Here is an 18,199-nt window from a genome sequence, read left to right on the forward strand (position 1 = left end):
TAGATTGATTGCCCGCTTTCTTAGGAAACCGGTGACATGAAATCAATCGATAGGAACTGCATCACCCATCAAAGTTCTTCATCGATCACGACATGCCTGCGGTTGAGATGGTGCGGATCGACACAATCCGAGGGCGTTGCGATCGTCTTTGAGTCGTGAAAGGTGAAATGCGGGCGGAAAACCGCGCCGCACCCACCTGATGGCTCAGTCCTCGCCGTGATTGGCAATCATCATTGCTTCGAAGGCGAGCCGGTCGACCTTGCGCATGCGCTCGGATTCGGACTTCAGCTGGCCGCAGGCGGCCAGGATGTCGCGGCCGCGCGGCGTGCGGATCGGCGAGGCGTAGCCCGCCTGGTTGATGAAATCGGCGAATTTCTCGATCTGCTCCCACTCGGAACACTGGTAGTTGGTGCCCGGCCAAGGGTTGAACGGAATGAGGTTGATCTTCGCCGGCACGCCCTTCAAGAGCTTCACCAGTTCCTTGGCGTCCTCGAGGCTGTCGTTGACGTCCTTGAGCATCACATATTCGAAGGTGATGCGGCGCGCGTTCGACAGGCCCGGATAGGCGCGACAGGCATCCATCAGTTCCTTCAGCGGATATTTCTTGTTGATCGGCACTAGCATGTCGCGCAGGTCGTCGCGCACCGCATGCAGCGAGATCGCCAGCATGACACCGATCTCGTCGCCGGTCCTATAGATCTCGGGCACGATGCCGGAGGTCGAAAGCGTGATGCGGCGCTTGGAGAGCGACAGGCCCTCGCCGTCGGAGGCGATCAACAGGGCGGTCTTGACCTCCTCGAAATTGTAGAGCGGCTCGCCCATGCCCATCATGACGATGTTGGTGATCTTGCGGCCTTCCGCCGGCACGATCGCGCCCTGGGGCGTGTCGCGCTCCGGGAAGTCGCCGAGCCGGTCGCGCGCGAGCAGCAGCTGCGCCAGGATTTCCTCGGCCGTCAGGTTGCGCACCAGCTTCTGCGTGCCGGTGTGACAGAAGGAACAGGTGAGCGTGCAGCCGACCTGGCTGGAGATGCAGAGCGTGCCGCGGCCCTCTTCGGGGATGTAGACCGTTTCGATCTCGACCGGGCGGCCGGCGCCGCGGGCGGGAAAGCGCAGCAGCCACTTGCGGGTGCCGTCGCCCGAGGTCTGCTCCTCGACGATCTCCGGCCGGGCGATGGTGAAATGCTGCTTCAGCATCTCGCGCATGTCCTTCGAGACGTTCAGCATCTCGTCGAAGTCGGAAACACCGCGCACGTAGAGCCAGTGCCAGAGCTGGCTGACGCGCATCTTCACCTGACGCTCGGGAATACCTTTTTCGACCAGGGCCTTGGCCATGTCCTCGCGCAACAGCCCGATCAGCGAAGGCTTCTCGGCCTGCGGTGCGATGCGCGCCTGCGGTGCCTTGACGGTATCCACCCGGTTCAAGATTTCAGTGGCTGCCATGCTCTGGTGTCCTGTCGTACAGAAAACGCCCGTCCGGAGAAGGGTCCGGAGATTGTCCTGATGCTCGAATTGAAATCGGTCGAGCCTTCAAGCGCGGCCAATAGGGCGCGGGGGCTCTTAATTTGCCGGGGCTGTAGCATTGTTTTGCTCAAGAGTCACGCGCAGGCGTCAATCCTGAATGCAAAAAGGCCGGCGTCAGGCGCCGGCCTTGTGTTCTGCCAAAGTGGCGAGAGCCTACTTGCAGGCTTCGATCTGCTTCAGTGCAGCCGAGATGCCCGACAGCGAATAGGCGTAGGTGGTCGTGGTGCCCTTGCGCGACTTGGCGTTGACCGACATCGCCTTGCCGGTCTTCATCGCGGCAACGAGCGCCGGCTCTTCAGCGGCGTTCTCGACCCAGGCAGAGTTGCCCTTGGTGAACATCACGAAGGTGCGGCCGTCGATGACGACGTTGACCTTCGAGTTCTCCTGCAGCGGGTAGCCCATCATGGCCTGCGGCTCGTAGCTGATGTTCTGGCCGGGGCGCTGGGAAACGAGGAAGAAGATGTCGCCGTGGTCGACGCCGGCCGGGCTCTTTTCCTTCGGAACCGACAGGACATAGCAGACCTTGCCGCCGCCGGAATTGTAGGAATAGGCGCCCCAGGCGTTGAACTGCTGGATGCGCGTCGGAGACTGGGCGGCAGCCATGCTGGCGGTTGCCAGAACGAGTGCGATTGCGGTTGCGATCTTTCTTACAAACATGAGGTCCTGCCGCTTTTCTTGCTTTTCGATCACCCGAAACAGGTCAGACGGGCGACGCGTAGTCATGATTTCAATTGTTGTGACTTAATTCAGGTTACCAAACCGTCAACGAGGGCCAAAATCCGCTGGTTTCAGCCCCGAAACGAAGCATTTGTCGCCTTCGCTCCAGCATCCGCAGATCTGCCGTCCGTCAATTTTTTGGAGCGCTCTTCCGGCGTCGAGTGTTCGGCGCCTCGAACAGCTCTTCCGGATCGTTTCCTGCCCCATGCCATTCCAAACAACGCGCGTCTCAACCAAGACGTTTCGATGCGTGTCGTTCCAAAATGTCTATGCCACAAAGAATTGGGCAAGAGTTTGACTTTTGGGCAGGAATACGGCGGACACACGGACGGACCGCATTTTCCGCGGTCATTCCTCGGGATTGTCGGCCAGCGTCTCGTCGGCCTTGAGGTAGTGGGCTTCCTTGATTTGCCCGCTGATGGCGGCAAAGGCGGCAGTCAGAACCGCGACATCATCGGAAAATCCGACGACGGCGAGCACATCGGGAAGGAAGTCGAGCGGCAGCACGAAATAGGCCAGTGCCGCCAGCAGGATGCCGCGCGTGCGCGTCGGCGTCTTCGGGTCGATCGCGCAATAATAGGCAGCCACGAGTTCCCGGCTGAACGGTATCTGCCGGGCGGCGCGGCGAAAGGTCGGCCAGAAGCGTCGCTTGACGCGCTTTTCCCTGCGCTCCTGTTCGGATTCTTCGCCGGGCAGGAGAATTTCACCAATCTTTACGTCGTCCATCGCCTCGCTTCCGATGTTGCAACGCTCAACAATATGGGAAGTGCCAGATCCATTTCAAAATCTATTTCAAATGGTCGGGCATGCGGCCGGCCGCAGCCTTGTCCATTCTGGCAGCCAGCTTGAAGTCCAGTTCGGTGAGGCCGCTGGCGTCGTGCGTCGTGAGCGTCACGTCGACGCGGTTGTAGACGTTGAACCATTCCGGGTGATGATCGAGCTTTTCGGCAACGATCGCCATCTCCGTCATGAAGCCGAAAGCCTCGACGAAATTCTTGAAGCGAAAAGCTTTCCAGATGGAGGCGCCGTCTTCGGCGCGCACCCACCCTTCCATCTTGTGCAAATGCTCGGCGATTGCCGCCTCGTCGAGTTTCTCCGGCCTCATCCGTTCCTCCCTTTCACCGCGTCTGTTCCAAGGCTGTGCCGCCGCGTATAAGTCGGCTGGCCTCTTATCTCCTTGAAATGGATAGCATGAAACCGGTCCGAATTCTTTTTGTTTGTCTCGGCAATATCTGCCGGTCACCTCTGGCTGAAGGCGTGCTGCGCGAGCTCGCGGCGCAAAAGGGTCTGGCGTCACAGATTTCTGTCGATTCTGCCGGTACGGGTGGGTGGCATATCGGCGATCCACCGGACCGCCGGTCGATCGAGGCGGCGCGCCGGCACGGCATCGACATTTCCGGCCTTCGCGGGCGCAAGGTTTCAAAGGCCGACTTTGCGGCGTTCGACCTGATCCTCGGCATGGATGGGGAGAACGTCAAGACGCTTCGCCAGCTCGCGCCGGCGGGGCTTGAAGACAGGATCGATCTGTTTCTGAGCTACGCTTCGGGGCGGGACCAGGACGTTCCTGATCCCTATTATGACGGTCCCGAAGCGTTCAAACGCCTTTACCAGATGTTGGAGGCCGGATGCTCGTCGTTGCTGGAAAGGCTCGAAGAGCGGACTTCGTGAAGCGGAAACACCTCTTCGGTGAGGTAGGGGCCGCCGCCGACGGAATCGCGCGACGACAAAAGCACGAAACGTGAGACGGTGAAGGGTGAGGCCATGAAGTTGCCGCGTCCGGAGAGATATTCGACCACATCCTCGACGCGGCTGGAGCGCAGCCTTGCAAGCGTGACATGCGGCGTGAACTTGCGCGGGTCGGCCGGCAGCCGCAGCCTCTGGCAGATGCGCTCGATTTCGGCCTGCAGCGCGTACATTTCCGGGTGATTGCTGACCCCAGCCCAGACCGAGTGTGGCTTCTTCGAGCCGAAGGCGCCGGTGCCGGTCAGTTGCAGCTGGAATTCCGGTCTTTCGATCCGGTCAAGCTTGTCGATGATCTCGTCTGCGGTGCGCCAGTCGACGTCACCAATGAAGCGCAAGGTGATGTGGTAGTTCTCCACATCGATCCAGCGAGCTCCGGGAAGACCTCCGCGCAGCAATGAAAGACTCATCGCAACATTGCGCGGAATTTCGAGGGCGGTGAATAGTCTCGGCATGGCGAGCTCCCCGAATCTCTTGCAGATGTCTCAGCGAATCACGCATCGAGTCTGCAGGCAACTACTATTTGACGCTTGCGAATATTAACACTCTCTTAACTGTGGATGATTTGTTCACTCCGCCTTTGACAATGTTGCAATGAAACGTTCGACCACGGGCAGCGCCTTATCGACCATCGTGCCGACGCCGTTGCCGTTCGGGTGCATGCCGTCCTCAAGCTTGAGTGCTGCGTCGGTGACAACGCCGTCGAGGAAGAAGGGGTAGAGCTGCAGCCCGTATTTCTCTGCGAGTTCCGGATAGATCGGATTGAACCGGGCGGCATAGTCGGCACCCATGTTCGGCGGCGCCATCATGCCGGCGAGCAGCACGGCGATGCCGCGCTCCTTCAATCGTGAAATCATCGCCTCGATGTTCTTGCGGGTTTCTTCCGGCGGAATGCCGCGCAACGCGTCGTTGGCGCCAAGCTCCAGGATGACACCCTTGGTGCCGTCGGGTATCGACCAGTCGATGCGCGCAAGGCCGCCTGAGCTGGTGTCGCCAGAAACGCCGGCGTTCGCCACCGTGACATCGAGGCCCTTTTGCTTCAACGCCTTTTCAAGCCGGGCCGGGAAGGCATCCTCGGGAGGCAGCTGATAACCCGCCATCAGGCTGTCGCCGAAGCCGACGAGGCTGATCGTTTCGGCCCGTGCTGCCGCCGATAACGCAATTGTCATTGCGAGCCCCAAGAAAAACCGTTGAAATCCTTTTAATGCCATGGGTCTGTTCCTAAATCGCGGGTGCTGTTTTCTTATTCCCTTTCCGTTTCATATAGGATTGTTTCGCTTGGCCAGTACCATCATCGAGCTCAAAAATGCCGACCTCACCCTCGGCGAAGCCGCGGCCTCGGTGCATGTGCTGAAAGGCATGAGCCTGACAATCGACGCCGGCGAGTCCGTCGGCATCGTCGGGCCTTCCGGTTCGGGCAAGTCGACGCTGCTGATGGTGCTGGCTGGCCTTGAACGGCTGGACCGCGGCGAAATCATTATCGACGGCACGCCGCTGCACCGGCTGAACGAGGACAGGGTCGCCGACTTCCGCGGGCGCAACATCGGCATCGTCTTCCAATCCTTCCACCTCATCCCCAATATGACAGCCCTCGAAAACGTTGCCGTGCCGCTCGAACTCGCCAATGTTCCCGGCGCCTTCGAGATCGCGCGCAAGGAGCTTGTGGCCGTCGGCCTCGGCGAGCGCTTGAGCCACTATCCCGGCCAGCTTTCCGGCGGCGAGCAGCAGCGCGTGGCGATCGCCCGTGCACTCGCGCCGTCGCCGAAGCTGCTGATCGCCGATGAGCCGACCGGCAATCTCGATGACGAGACGGGCCGGCAGATCGCCGATCTGCTTTTCGCCGAACAGCGTGACCGGGGCATGACACTGGTGCTGGTCACCCATGACGCAGCGCTCGCGGCCCGTTGCTCGCGGCAGGTGCGGGTGCGCTCCGGCGAGATCATTTCCAGTGGCGCGTTCGAACCGGTCGTCGAAACGCAGCGCCAGGAAGCGGCATCCGCATGAGCGAGGCCCTCGCGATCCGACTGCGCCCACTGCTCGCCCTGCGGCTGGCGTTGCGCGAAATGCGCGGCGGCCTCAAGGGGTTCTATATCTTCCTCGCCTGCATCGCGCTTGGCACGGCGGCGATCGCCGGCGTCAACTCGCTGTCGCAATCGATCACCGCGACGATCGCGTCCCAGGGGCGCGAGCTGCTTGCCGGCGACATCCGCTTCGAGCTCAACAACCGGGTGGCAACGACAGAGGAGCGCGCGTTCCTCGACGGGCTCGGACCCGTCTCGGTTTCAGCGGGCCTTCGCTCCATGGCGCGTTTGCCCGATGGATCGAACCAGGCACTCGTCGAGTTGAAAGCCGTCGATGCAGCCTATCCGCTCTATGGCAAGCTGGAAAGCCAACCGGATCAGCCGCTTGGCAGTCTGCTGGCGCGGCAGGGCGACGTGTTCGGTGCGGTGGCCGCACCGCTGTTGCTTGATCGCCTCGGCATTTCCGTCGGTGATGAAATCCTGCTGGGCAATGCCCGCATCAAGATTTCAGGCAAGATCGTGCACGAGCCGGATGCGCTCTCCGACGGATTCGGCTTCGCACCGCGCCTGATGGTTTCGGATGAAACGCTCAACGCATCGGGTCTCGTGCAGACGGGAAGTCTTGTCGAACACGGCTACAAGGTGAAGGTGAGCGATCCGACCCGGGTCGACGCGGTCCGCGGCGACGCCGAGACGCGCTTTCCGTCGGCCGGCTGGTCGATCCGCACCAGCTCCAACGCGGCCCCGTCGCTGACCGCCAATATCACCCGTTTTTCGCAGTTCCTGACGCTTGTCGGGTTGACGGCCCTGATCGTCGGCGGCGTTGGTGTCGCCAATGCCGTGCGCGCCTATCTCGACCAGAAGCGCAGCGTCATAGCCACCTTCAAGTGCCTGGGTGCGCCTGCCTCGCTGGTGGCGATGATCTATCTGTCGCAGATCCTCCTGATCGCTCTGATCGGCATCGCCATAGGGCTTGTTCTCGGTGCGCTCATTCCCTTCGTCGCCGCACAGTTTCTTGCCGATCTGCTACCGATTTCGACGGAGTTCAGGCTCTATCCCGGTGCGCTCGGCATCGCCGCCCTGTTCGGCGTGTTGACGGCGCTTGCGTTCGCCATCCTTCCGCTCGGCCGCGCACGCGGCATCCCGGCGACAGCGCTCTTTCGCCAGCAGGGCTTCGACCCCTCGGGCTTTCCCGCATGGCCCTATCTGGTCGGCGCGTTCGCCTGCCTGGGCGCGCTTGCAGGACTTGCCATCTGGACCGCCTATGACCGCTACATCTCGCTCGTGTTCCTCGGCGCGATCGCCTTCGCCTTCATCGTTCTGCGTCTCGTCTCGCTGCTGATCTCATGGCTTGCGCGCCGTAGCCCGCGCGTCAACTCGCCGTCGTTACGGCTGGCGATCGGCAACATCCATCGACCGGGCGCGCTCACGCCTTCGGTGGTGCTGTCGCTCGGCCTCGGTCTTGCGCTTCTCGTCACGCTTGCGTTGATCGACGGCAATCTTCGGCGCGAACTGACCGGCAGCATGGCCGAGCGGGCGCCCAATTTCTTCTTCGTCGATATCCAGGGAAGCGAAATCGAGGGGTTCCGCGCGCTGCTCAACGGATCGATGCCTGATGGCAAGGTCATCGAAGTGCCGATGCTGCGCGGCCGTATCGTCGCCTTCAACGGCGAGGACGTGAACAGTCGCAACGTCCCGCCGAGTGGCCAGTGGGTGCTGCGCGGCGACCGCGGCATCACCTATGCCAAGAACAAGCCGGAGAATTCGACGCTTGCAGAAGGCAGCTGGTGGGCGCCCGACCATAGCGGCGAGCCGCTGGTGTCGTTTTCGGCGGAAGAGGCGCGCGAGCTCGGATTGAAGATCGGCGACATGGTGACGGTCAACGTGCTTGGCCGCAACATCACCGCCAAGATCGCCAACTTCCGCAATGTCGAATGGGAATCGCTGTCGATCAACTTCGTGATGGTATTCTCGCCCAACACCTTTGCCGGCGCTCCGCATGCGTGGCTCGCAACGGTGATCGATCCCGGCGCGACGCCGGAGGAGGAGGCGACGGTGCTGAAAGCCGTGACCAACGCCTATCCGACGATCACCAGCGTGCGGGTAAAGGATGCTCTCGACATTGTGAACGCGCTTCTCGGGCAGCTGGCAACGGCGATCCGTGCTGCCGCCGCCGTCGCGCTCGTCGCCTCCGTCCTGGTGCTGGCCGGCGCGCTTGCTGCCGGCAATCGGGCGCGCATCCACGATGCGGTGGTGCTGAAGACGCTGGGCGCCACGCGCGCCACGCTGATCCGTGCCTTCAGCTACGAATACATCATCCTTGGCCTTGCAACCGCGGTCTTTGCGCTGTTTGCGGGCGGCGTCTCCGCCTGGTACGTCGTCAGCCGGATCATGAAGCTGCCGTCGAGTTTCCTGCCGGATGTTGCGGTTGCCACGGTCGTCATTGCGCTGGTGATGACTGTTGGCATCGGGCTTGCCGGCACCTGGCGTGTGCTGGGTCAGAAGGCGGCGCCGGTCCTGCGGGAGCTCTGAGCGGACGGAGTTAACCGTAAATCCCTGTCATACAAGGCCATAAACGCCCAGGCTGTGCCGAATCACGGGTCTGAAGGTCTTGTACGCAAGGGCTTTCGGCATCATATTTATCCACAGGCATGCTGGAGCCCCGCAGCGGCGCCTGGGCATGGGATGATGGCCGATCGGTCAGGTCATCCGCCCGACACCGTAAGTTCAACCGGGGCTTAAATGAGGAAACAATGGCTGATCTGAGAAACTACCAAACCCGAATGTCGCCCGCCGGCGCTCAGGCGGGTGCCGTGATCGACGAAGGCCTTCGCACCTACATGCTGAAGGTCTACAACTTGATGGCCCTCGGCCTGGCGATCACCGGCCTGGCAGCTTACGGAACATTCGCGCTTGCCGTCTCCAATCCGGCATTCGCCCAACTTCTCTATGCGTCGCCCCTGAGATGGGTCGTCATGCTCGCTCCGCTGGGTCTCGTGTTCTTCATGAGCTTCCGCATCAATAGCATGAGCGTTTCTGCCGCGCAGATGACGTTCTGGGTCTATGCGGCCCTGATGGGCGTTTCGCTGTCGTCGATCTTCATGGTCTTTACCGGCCAGAGCATCGTGCAGACGTTCTTCGTGACCGCCGCCTCGTTTGGTGCACTGTCGCTCTACGGCTACACCACGAAGAAGGACCTGTCCGGCATGGGCTCGTTCCTGATCATGGGTCTGTTCGGCGTCATCATCGCGTCGATCGTCAACATCTTCCTCGGCTCTTCGGCACTCGGCTTCGCAATCTCCGTGATCGGCGTGCTGATCTTCGCAGGCCTCACCGCCTACGACACGCAGAAGATCAAGGAAATGTACTACGATGCCGACGACAGCACCGTTGCTGGCCGCAAGGCGATCATGGGCGCGCTGACGCTCTACCTCGACTTCATCAACCTGTTCATGTTCATGCTGCAGTTCATGGGCAACCGGAACAACTAAGCCTGAAGAGATTGACGGAAAAGGCGGCTTCGGCCGCCTTTTTTGTTGCCCGGAAAAGGGCTTGATCCACGGGTGCGATCCATGTGACTGAATGAAAAAATCCAACCGTCAAGATCCTTCCATGTCCCTGACCCTGCGCGACGCCACCGTCTCCGATCTGCCCACCATTGCCGAGATCTATCGCGAATCCGTTCTGAACGGCGTGGCGACCTATGAGGTCGCGCCTCCGTCGCAGGCGGAAATGGCAGCGCGCTTCTCCACCATCGTCGGCCATGGTTATCCCTACATCGTCGCGATCGACGCGGCGGGCATGATCATCGGCTACGCCTATGCCTCGGCCTTCCGCACGCGGACGGCCTATCGCTTCCTGGTCGAGGATTCGATCTACCTGGCGCCTTCGGCACGGGGGAAGGGGGCAGGAAGGATGCTGCTCGCCGAGCTTGTTCGCCGCTGCACGGCGCTTGGATTTCGCCAGATGGTGGCGGTCATCGGCGGTGCCCATCCCGCATCGATCGCGGTCCATCAATCATTGGGTTTCGAACATCATGGGCTGATGAAGGCGACCGGCTTCAAGCATGGACGGTGGCTCGATACCGCGATCATGCAGCTTGCGCTGGGCGATCGAGCGACGAGCGATCCGCCCGAGGGCGTCTACCCGGATACGCTTTATCAAGCCTGAGGGCAGATGTCAGCGAAGCCAGAGCCGGCATGTGGGCCTGACTCTCCGATCGTTCCGATGTGGCGTCTCAGGTTTCGACCAGCTTGAGCGCCTTGTCGAAAACCTTCAGGACCTGTCCGAGCTCGTGCCCGCGCTTCAGAATCGTGCCGTGGACGTTGAGCACGCTAAAGGCACCTTGCTTGGCCGCCAGCTTCGGGTTTTTTTCGATGCGGAAGAGAGGCATCTCGCCCGCGCGCTTGAAAACGGAGAAGACGGCGCGGTCCTTCAGGTGGTCAATGGCGTAGTCGCGCCATTCGCCTTCGCCGACCATGCGGCCGTAGACCCACAGGATCTGGTCGAGTTCTCGGCGGTGAAAGGTGATGGGAGGAGCATTCCGGGCGTTCTTGTATTCCGAGAGATCGACGACCACTTCAGAAGTGGTCTGGCGCTGATGTCGCGCCTCGCCTCGCGGCAAATCCGGCTCATCGGTCATCGGCAATCCGGCCTTCTGTTGTGACAGAACGATAACAGTTTGCCTGACACGAGCCGAAAAGCAAGCCGGAACCGGCCGGAGCCGCTGGGTGCAGATGGCATTTCTTGCCTCTGCCCCATTTCAGTCAAATCGCCGCCCCAATTCACCGCAAAACTCGCGGGCGCTGACGGACAGAGTCGTTGCCACCGTATGTCCGGTCAGATCGTCATGCTGCGTGACCTTCAAAGAACGCAGTCATGGCCGGTTCGGTCCGGTAACTTCGAACCCTCAGCCCCAGCCCCTCGATGCTGCCGGGCCGAACCACCCCTTACAGCGCCGCGCGTCAAGTATGACGCGCAAAGGACGCTGTAATGGTTCAGGCATGCCGCCTATTTTCCCTAAATCGATTCCGACTTAAAGCGTCCTGCAGCCGCTCACAGTTTGCCCTGCGGGCCGGCGAGCACGGCAGTCGCGCCGATGATCGCGCCCGGGGTTTCAGCATCTTTCATCGACTGCAACAGCACCGCGCAGCCGCTTTTGCCACGCTGCTCCGTCAGGACGGTTGCAGGCAGGGTGAAGGTCGCAGGCTTGCCATCCCACATGCCAATGGTCTGGATATCGCGCACTGCGTGCCAGTAGGCGATCTTCTTGCCGCTGTTTTCGCCTTTCTCGACATTGACGATCTTCGCCCGGTCGAAATAGACGACGACGACATTTGCCTTGCCGTCACCCGCGCCGACCTTGATCGAAATCTCCTCGCCGTTGATCTTCGCGTCAACCGGAACGGCAAGCCCCTTGCCGGCGGTCTTCATGGCGTCGAGCCGGGATTTGATCGCCTGCAGATTGGCGCCGTTGACGTGGTCGCGACCGTTGAGGATCGCCTGCGGTGTGTAGACGCCATTTCGACCCAGCATGCGGGCATAGGCATATTGCCGGTCTGTGTTCTCTGTCGAGGCGAGCGTGTCTTTCCAACCGAGATAGTTCCAGTAGTCGACGTGATAGGACAGCGCCACCACGTCGCCGTCATCGACCAGCTTCTTCAAGGCGGCATCGGCTGGAGGGCAGGAGGAACAGCCCTGGCTGGTGAAGAGTTCGACGACGCCTTTGATAACCTTGCCATCCTCAGCCATAGCCGGAACCGACGCTGCAGCAAAAAGCCCGAAAGCCATTGCAACGGGGCGAAGGAAATATCTGTCTGCGAATGTCATGGCGTCACTTCATTGGCGGCCGACAGGCCTACTTCACGGGGAAGTCCATTACATACGACGCCGATGCTTCAACGGGAAGTCACGTTGGAGTGAGGATATGGGCAGGCAACCTATAGGAAACGTGAAAAGGCCGGGACACCTTGCGGTATCCCGGCCTTTCAATGTTTCAAGCAACCAGAGCGATCAGGCGGCGAGGTCGCGCAGAACCGTCTGCAGGATGCCGCCATTGTTGACGTAGGTGACTTCATCGAGCGTATCGATGCGGCAAACGAGCGGAACGTCCTTCACGCTGCCGTCGCCATAGGTGATCTTGGCGACGCGCTTTTCGCGCGGCTGAACGTTGGCGAGATTGTCGATCGTGACGATCTCGTCGCCCTTCAAGGCCAGCGATTCCCAAGTCGTTCCCTGTTCGAAGACGAACGGGATGACGCCCATGCCGACCAGGTTCGAGCGGTGGATACGCTCGAAGGACTGGGCGATCACGGCCTTGACGCCGAGCAGGTTGGTGCCCTTTGCAGCCCAGTCGCGCGACGAGCCATTGCCGTATTCGACGCCGGCGAAGATGACGAGCGGAACGCCCTCTTCCTTGTACTGCATGGCCGCATCGTAGATCGACATCTCTTCCTTCGACGGATAGTGGATGGTGTAGCCACCTTCCTTGCCGTTCGGGCCGAGCATGTGGTTGCGGATGCGGATGTTGGCAAAGGTGCCGCGCATCATCACCTCATGGTTGCCGCGACGCGTACCGTACTGGTTGAAGTCGGCGACGCCGACGCCATGGTCGATGAGGTACGAACCGGCCGGCGAAGCCGCCTTGATCGAACCGGCCGGCGAGATGTGGTCGGTGGTGATCTTGTCGCCGAACAGGCCGAGAACGCGAGCACCCTTGATATCGGAGATGCCCAAGCCGGACTTGCCCATGCCAACGAAGTAGGGCGGGTTCTGCACGTAGGTCGAACCATCGTCCCAGGCGTAGGTCTGGCCCGGAGGAACCTGAACGGCCTGCCAGTTTTCGTCGCCCTTGAACACGTCGGCGTACTTGGTCGCGTAGAGTTCGCGGGTCACGTACTTGAAGATGAACTCCTGGATTTCCTTGGAGGTCGGCCAGATGTCCTTGAGGAAGACCGGGTTGCCGTCCCGATCTTCGCCGAGCGGCTCGTTGGTCAGGTCCTTCTGAACCGTTCCGGCGAGTGCATAGGCGACGACGAGCGGCGGCGAGGCGAGGTAGTTGGCCTGAACGTCCGGCGAAATACGGCCTTCGAAGTTGCGGTTGCCGGAGAGAACGCCGGCGGCAATCAGGCCCTTGTCGTTGATCGTCTTGGAGATCGGGGCCGGCAGCGGACCGGAGTTGCCGATGCAGGTGGTGCAGCCGAAGCCGACGAGGTTGAAGCCAAGCGCGTCGAGGTCCTTCTGCAGGCCCGACTTGGCGAGGTATTCGCCGACGACCTGCGATCCCGGTGCAAGCGAGGTCTTGACCCACGGCTTGGACTTCAGGCCCTTGGCAACGGCGTTGCGGGCGAGAAGGCCGGCGGCGATCAGAACCGACGGGTTGGACGTGTTGGTGCACGACGTGATCGCAGCGATGGCAACGTCGCCATGGCCGAGATCGAAGTCGGTGCCTTCGACAGCGTAGCGGTTCGAAAGCTGGCCCGGCTTCTTGTAGTCGCCTTCGAGGGCGGTTGCGAAACCGGATGCAATGCTTTCCAGCGGGATGCGGCCTTCCGGACGCTTCGGACCGGCCATGGCCGGAACAACGTCGCCGAGGTCGAGTTCGAGCGTGTCGGTGAACACCAGCTCGGAGCCGTCACCATCGCGCCACATCCCTTGAGCCTTGGAGTAGGCTTCGACCAGCGAAATGCGCTGTTCTTCGCGGCCGGACATGGTGAGGTAGTTGATGGTTTCGCTGTCGACCGGGAAGAAGCCGCAGGTGGCGCCGTATTCCGGACCCATGTTGCCGATGGTGGCGCGGTCGGCGAGCGTCATGTTGTCGAGGCCGGGGCCGAAGAATTCGACGAACTTCGAAACAACACCCTTCTTGCGCAGCATCTGCACGACCATCAGCACGAGGTCGGTCGCCGTCACGCCTTCCTTGAGCTTGCCCGTGAGCTTGAAGCCGATGACCTCGGGCAGCAGCATGGAGACCGGCTGGCCGAGCATCGCGGCTTCAGCCTCGATGCCGCCGACGCCCCAGCCGAGAACGCCGAGGCCGTTGATCATCGTCGTGTGGCTGTCGGTGCCGACGCAGGTGTCCGGGTAGGCCGTGATTTCGCCGTCTTCTTCACGGGTCCAGACAGTCTGGCCCAGATATTCCAGATTGACCTGGTGACAGATACCGGTGCCGGGCGGCACGACGCGGAAGTTCTTGAACGCCTGCTGGCCCCACTTCAGGAAGCGGTAACGCTCGCCGTTGCGCTGGTATTCCAGCTCGACGTTGCGGGCAAAGGCGTTCGGAGTGCCGAATTCGTCGACGATAACCGAGTGGTCGATGACGAGGTCGACGGGCACCAGCGGGTTGATCTTTTCCGGATCGCCACCAAGCGACACCATGGCGTCGCGCATGGCAGCGAGGTCGACAACGGCGGGAACGCCGGTGAAGTCCTGCATCAGAACGCGGGCCGGGCGGTAGGCGATTTCGTTTTCGGCGGTGCCCTTGTCGTTCAGCCAGGCTGCGACGTTCTCGATGTCCTTCTTGGTGACGGAGCGGCCGTCTTCGTTGCGCAGCAGGTTTTCGAGCAGCACCTTCATCGAGTAGGGGAGCTTCGAAACGCCGGCAAGACCGTTCGCCTCAGCCTTGGGCAGGCTGTAATAGACGTAGTCGACACCGTTGACGGTGAGCGTGGAGCGACAATTGAAACTGTCTAGGGACTTGGACACTGGATAATACCCCGTTCCGTCTGATCGCCAAAAACTGACGTACGAACGCCCGAGCGCAATGAAGCGCGAATTGGGATGCGGGTGCGGCCATTTCCGCTGTCCGTACGTGGAAATTCATTCCATGTTCGGCGCTAGGATGAAATTCACGCCGACCGCTGGCGTGTTGGCCGCCTTATAGATAATTTCTCCAAATCGTGCCAGACCAACCAAGGTCCAATCGGGACTTTTTTTTGCCCTGCGGCAAAGAGTGTAAAGGGAAACTGAAAATTCATGCGCCTGCTGGCTGAAGGTCTGAGTGCGAGGCGAGGCGAGGATCTGATTTTTAACGATATTTCCTTTGCTCTTAGTGCCGGCGAAGCCCTTGTGGTGACGGGTCCGAACGGGTCGGGAAAATCGACTTTGCTGCGTGTTCTGGCCGGTCTTCTCATGGCTGAAAAGGGCAGTCTCAAACTTGAGAATGGCCCTCCTGAAATGCGCCATCCGTCAGAGCTCAGCCACTATCTCGGCCACCGAAATGCGATGAAACGCGAGCTGACCGTCGCGGAAAATCTTTCCTTCTGGAAAAACTTCATGGGTGATTCGCCCGGTGGCTCGGGCAGGGACCTGGTCGAAGCGGTGGAAGCCGTCGGCCTTCCTGGGATCGCGCACCTACCCTTCGGCTATCTTTCGGCCGGCCAGCAGAGGCGCATGGCGATGGCCAAGCTGCTTGTCGCCCACCGTCCGATCTGGATCCTCGACGAGCCGACGGCGGCGCTCGACGCCGGTGCCGACAGGCTTTTTGCCGGATTGGTCAACGCGCATCTGGATCAGGGCGGCATCGTCGTTGCGGCCACGCATCAGCCGCTCGGGCTCGAGCGCACTGGGGAATTGCGGATGACCGGCTTTGCCGGCGTCGGCGGAGGCATGTGGCATGACGCGTAATCTGGCGATCGCGGGCAAAGAGATGAAAGGGGCGTGCAGGTGATCGCGCTCTTCCTCCGCGACCTCAAGCTTTCCATCCGCGCCGGCGGCGGCGCGATGATCGGCGTTTTGTTCTTCATGACGGTCGTCGCCGTCATCCCCTTCGGTGTCGGCCCTGACCTTAATCTTCTCGCGCGGATCGGGCCTGCCATCCTGTGGATCGGGGCGCTGCTCGCGTCGCTGCTCGGTCTCGACCGGCTGTTCCAGGCGGAGCGCGAAGACGGGTCGCTCGATCTGATGCTGATGCAGGAAACGCCGCTGCTCGCCACCGTGTTCGTCAAATGCGCGGCCCACTGGGCCGCCACCGGCCTGCCGCTGGTGATCGCTGCACCGCTGCTCGGCCTGTTCATGAACATGGACGAGCTTGCAATCGGCGCCACCATGCTGACGCTGCTTGTCGGAACGCCGGCGATCACCTTCATCGGTGCCGTCGGTGCGGCCGTTGCCGTGTCGCTGCCGCGCGGTGGTCTGCTGGTGTCGATCCTGGTGCTGCCGCTTGCCATTCCGGTGCTGATCTTCGGCGTCAGCGCCGTCTATGCGGCGATCGAGGACCCGGCCCCGTTTCTGCCGCCCTTGATGATATTGATGGCAATCACCCTGTTTTTTGCCGTCATCGGGCCGGTTGCCGCCGCCGCGGCGCTTCGCCATGCGTCCGACTGACGCGGATGGTGCGGGAAACCGATAAACTGTTTGCGGTTTTCCGTCTGTCTCCCGCTCTAACCTGTTAAAATCGATGACGTTTATGATCGTTGGGTTGATGCGACAGAAGAACCATCGTGATCTCGTGATTGACGGGGATCAATTGCAGCAAAGGGCCTTAGGCGTTAAAGAGCCATCATGAGCGAAAACAGCCTTGCTATCCGCAAATTCAGCGATCTCGCCAACCCGACGCGGTTTCTGGCGCTGGCCGATCGCGTCCTGCCGTGGTTTGCGGCGCTGACGGCGCTTTTCTTCGTCCTCGGCCTCTGGCTGTCGTTCACGACGGAAGGCGACTATCAGCAAGGCGAGACGGTGCGCATCATGTATGTGCATGTGCCGGCCGCCTGGCTGTCGATGATGTGTTACTCGGTGATGGCGCTCGCTGCCATTGGCACGCTCGTCTGGCGGCATCCGCTGGCCGACGTGTCGTCGCGGGCCGCAGCGCCGATCGGCGCCTGTTTCACCTTCCTGGCGCTCGTCACCGGCTCGCTGTGGGGCAAACCGATGTGGGGCGCCTGGTGGGTTTGGGATGCACGACTGACGTCGGTCTTCGTGCTGTTTCTGATGTATCTCGGGCTGATGGCGCTCAACCGCGCCATCGACGACCCGGCGCGTTCGTCGCGCGTCTCGGCCGTGCTGGTGCTGGTCGGCTTCGTCAACATTCCGATCATCAAGTTTTCGGTCGAATGGTGGAACACGCTGCATCAGCCGGCGAGCGTACTCAGGCTTGATGGCCCGACGATCGACCCGGAGTTTCTCCGCCCGCTCGTCGTCATGGCCATCGCCTTCACGCTTCTGTTCTTCACGCTGCACATCGCCGCCATGCGCAACGAGATCTGGCGCCGGCGTGTGACGTCGCTTCGCCGTCTGGCGGCCCGAAGTGCCGGCCGGGAGGTCTGATCCAAATGATGAGCCACGCTGCCTATGTTTTTGCCAGCTACGGGATCGCGACGCTGACCGTCGTCGGCCTCTGTCTCTGGGTGATCGCCGACGGGCGCGCGCGCCAGCGTGAGCTGCGCGAACTCGAAGCGGCAGGGGTACGCCGGCGTTCGGCGGAAGCAGCAACCGGAGAGCCGCGATGACAAGCAGCCCCGCACCCGGTAGCGAGGAGCGCAAGCCCGGAGCCCTGCGTGTCGGCCTTGCGCTGCTGCCGCTGGCGATCTTCGCGGCGCTTGCCGCCATCTTCTGGAGCCAGCTCAATTCCGGCAAGGATGTCAGCGAAATCCCCTCGGCGCTGATCGGCACCAAGGCGCCGATGCTCGACATGTCGCCGCTCGAAGGCGCGACCCGGGACGGCCAGCCGATGCCGGCGCTGACCGACGCTGCCATCAAGGGCAAGCTGACGCTGGTCAATGTCTGGGCTTCCTGGTGTGTGCCGTGCCGGCAGGAGCATCCGTTCATTCTCGAACTGTCGAAGGACGAGCGTCTGACGGTCGTCGGCATCAACTACAAGGACCAGAACGAAAACGCCCTCCGGTTCCTGGGCGAACTCGGCAATCCCTTTGCAGCCGTCGGTGTTGATCCGCGCGGCAAGGCGGCGATCGACTGGGGCGTCTACGGTATTCCCGAATCCTATCTCGTCGGCGCCGACGGCACGATCCTTTACAAGCGCGTCGGTCCGTTCGACGAGAAGAGCGTGAAGGAAGGGCTGATGCCGGCGATCGAGAAGGCTGCCGCTGGTTCTTGAGCGGTTCAGGCCAAGTCCGCAATTGACCTCGTAACGTTTCGTGCAACGGCTACGATTCGCGCCTCATCCTGTGCTCGTCACAGGGATCCAGCCACGGTGCGTCCGCACCGTGAATGACCATGGGCTGCTTAATTTTCCAAGAAAGTTCGCC

At 61.5% G+C, this 18,199-nt stretch carries 19 protein-coding genes; 10 read left to right on the forward strand and 9 right to left on the reverse strand.

What is annotated here, in order from left to right; genetic code table 11:
• Positions 1-204 precede the first annotated feature (204 nt).
• The 4 genes from rlmN to C6558_RS15950 all read right to left on the reverse strand — a co-directional run bounded on the left by rlmN (position 205) and on the right by C6558_RS15950 (position 3,343).
• Complete coding sequence (gene rlmN / locus C6558_RS15935) at positions 205-1,440, reverse strand: 23S rRNA (adenine(2503)-C(2))-methyltransferase RlmN (RefSeq protein WP_025425201.1); 1,236 nt, start codon at positions 1,438-1,440, stop codon at positions 205-207.
• A gap of 234 nt (positions 1,441-1,674) precedes the next feature.
• A complete protein-coding gene (locus C6558_RS15940; RefSeq protein ID WP_025425200.1) occupies positions 1,675-2,178 on the reverse strand; it encodes an invasion associated locus B family protein in 504 nt (167 codons plus the stop codon).
• Between the two features lie 408 nt (positions 2,179-2,586).
• Positions 2,587-2,964, reverse strand: coding sequence for a YkvA family protein (locus C6558_RS15945; RefSeq protein ID WP_025425199.1), 378 nt, complete (start codon positions 2,962-2,964; stop codon positions 2,587-2,589).
• 61 nt (positions 2,965-3,025) lie between these two features.
• On the reverse strand, positions 3,026-3,343 hold the full coding sequence (locus C6558_RS15950) for a 4a-hydroxytetrahydrobiopterin dehydratase (protein ID WP_025425198.1): 318 nt from the start codon (positions 3,341-3,343) through the stop codon (positions 3,026-3,028).
• Positions 3,344-3,429: 86 nt separating this feature from the next.
• On the opposite strand from C6558_RS15950, the gene C6558_RS15955 reads away from it, so the two are divergent.
• Entirely contained in the window at positions 3,430-3,906 is a 477-nt protein-coding gene (locus C6558_RS15955; protein WP_025425197.1) for a low molecular weight protein-tyrosine-phosphatase, read from the forward strand.
• On the opposite strand, the gene thpR is transcribed toward C6558_RS15955, so the two are convergent.
• Together thpR and C6558_RS15965 are read right to left on the reverse strand one after the other, a co-directional pair.
• Positions 3,843-4,433: an RNA 2',3'-cyclic phosphodiesterase gene (gene thpR / locus C6558_RS15960; protein WP_025425196.1), complete on the reverse strand. Its 591-nt coding sequence runs from the start codon at positions 4,431-4,433 to the stop codon at positions 3,843-3,845. The two genes, C6558_RS15955 and thpR, sit on opposite strands and share 64 nt — an antisense overlap.
• Before the next feature lie 114 nt (positions 4,434-4,547).
• Positions 4,548-5,189: an arylesterase gene (locus C6558_RS15965; RefSeq protein ID WP_025425195.1), complete on the reverse strand. Its 642-nt coding sequence runs from the start codon at positions 5,187-5,189 to the stop codon at positions 4,548-4,550.
• Positions 5,190-5,256: 67 nt separating this feature from the next.
• Here C6558_RS15965 and C6558_RS15970 point away from each other — a divergent pair, with 67 nt between their 5' ends.
• From C6558_RS15970 to C6558_RS15985, 4 genes are all read left to right on the forward strand, one after another.
• Complete coding sequence (locus C6558_RS15970; protein ID WP_025425194.1) at positions 5,257-5,982, forward strand: ABC transporter ATP-binding protein; 726 nt, start codon at positions 5,257-5,259, stop codon at positions 5,980-5,982.
• A complete protein-coding gene (locus C6558_RS15975) occupies positions 5,979-8,531 on the forward strand; it encodes an ABC transporter permease (RefSeq protein WP_057218359.1) in 2,553 nt (850 codons plus the stop codon). Before C6558_RS15970 ends, C6558_RS15975 begins: the two co-directional genes overlap by 4 nt.
• A gap of 221 nt (positions 8,532-8,752) precedes the next feature.
• Positions 8,753-9,490: a Bax inhibitor-1/YccA family protein gene (locus C6558_RS15980; RefSeq protein ID WP_025425192.1), complete on the forward strand. Its 738-nt coding sequence runs from the start codon at positions 8,753-8,755 to the stop codon at positions 9,488-9,490.
• 121 nt (positions 9,491-9,611) lie between these two features.
• Positions 9,612-10,169: a GNAT family N-acetyltransferase gene (locus tag C6558_RS15985; protein ID WP_025425191.1), complete on the forward strand. Its 558-nt coding sequence runs from the start codon at positions 9,612-9,614 to the stop codon at positions 10,167-10,169.
• 67 nt (positions 10,170-10,236) lie between these two features.
• On the opposite strand, the gene C6558_RS15990 is transcribed toward C6558_RS15985, so the two are convergent.
• The 3 genes from C6558_RS15990 to acnA form a co-directional block, all read right to left on the reverse strand.
• Positions 10,237-10,641, reverse strand: coding sequence for a DUF2794 domain-containing protein (locus C6558_RS15990; RefSeq protein ID WP_038576579.1), 405 nt, complete (start codon positions 10,639-10,641; stop codon positions 10,237-10,239).
• Between the two features lie 413 nt (positions 10,642-11,054).
• A complete protein-coding gene (locus C6558_RS15995; protein WP_025425189.1) occupies positions 11,055-11,828 on the reverse strand; it encodes a thioredoxin family protein in 774 nt (257 codons plus the stop codon).
• Positions 11,829-12,011: 183 nt separating this feature from the next.
• On the reverse strand, positions 12,012-14,702 hold the full coding sequence (acnA, locus tag C6558_RS16000; RefSeq protein ID WP_025425188.1) for an aconitate hydratase AcnA: 2,691 nt from the start codon (positions 14,700-14,702) through the stop codon (positions 12,012-12,014).
• 270 nt (positions 14,703-14,972) lie between these two features.
• Between acnA and ccmA the strand changes: the two genes are divergently transcribed.
• The 5 genes from ccmA (at position 14,973) to C6558_RS16025 (ending at position 18,048) form a co-directional block, all read left to right on the forward strand.
• Entirely contained in the window at positions 14,973-15,623 is a 651-nt protein-coding gene (gene ccmA / locus C6558_RS16005) for a heme ABC exporter ATP-binding protein CcmA (RefSeq protein WP_025425187.1), read from the forward strand.
• 39 nt (positions 15,624-15,662) lie between these two features.
• Positions 15,663-16,322 carry a heme exporter protein CcmB gene (gene ccmB, locus C6558_RS16010; protein WP_025425186.1) on the forward strand — a complete coding sequence of 220 codons (660 nt, stop codon included), beginning with the start codon at positions 15,663-15,665 and terminating at the stop codon, positions 16,320-16,322.
• 177 nt (positions 16,323-16,499) lie between these two features.
• On the forward strand, positions 16,500-17,261 hold the full coding sequence (locus C6558_RS16015; protein ID WP_025425185.1) for a heme ABC transporter permease: 762 nt from the start codon (positions 16,500-16,502) through the stop codon (positions 17,259-17,261).
• Between the two features lie 5 nt (positions 17,262-17,266).
• Positions 17,267-17,443 (forward strand): heme exporter protein CcmD, encoded by a 177-nt coding sequence (gene ccmD / locus C6558_RS16020; RefSeq protein WP_171520373.1) that lies wholly within the window; start codon positions 17,267-17,269, stop codon positions 17,441-17,443.
• Complete coding sequence (locus tag C6558_RS16025) at positions 17,440-18,048, forward strand: DsbE family thiol:disulfide interchange protein (protein WP_025425184.1); 609 nt, start codon at positions 17,440-17,442, stop codon at positions 18,046-18,048. Before ccmD ends, C6558_RS16025 begins: the two co-directional genes overlap by 4 nt.
• Positions 18,049-18,199 lie beyond the last annotated feature (151 nt).

The organism is Ensifer sp. NM-2 (genome assembly GCF_003024455.1).
Classification (GTDB): domain Bacteria; phylum Pseudomonadota; class Alphaproteobacteria; order Rhizobiales; family Rhizobiaceae; genus Ensifer; species Ensifer canadensis.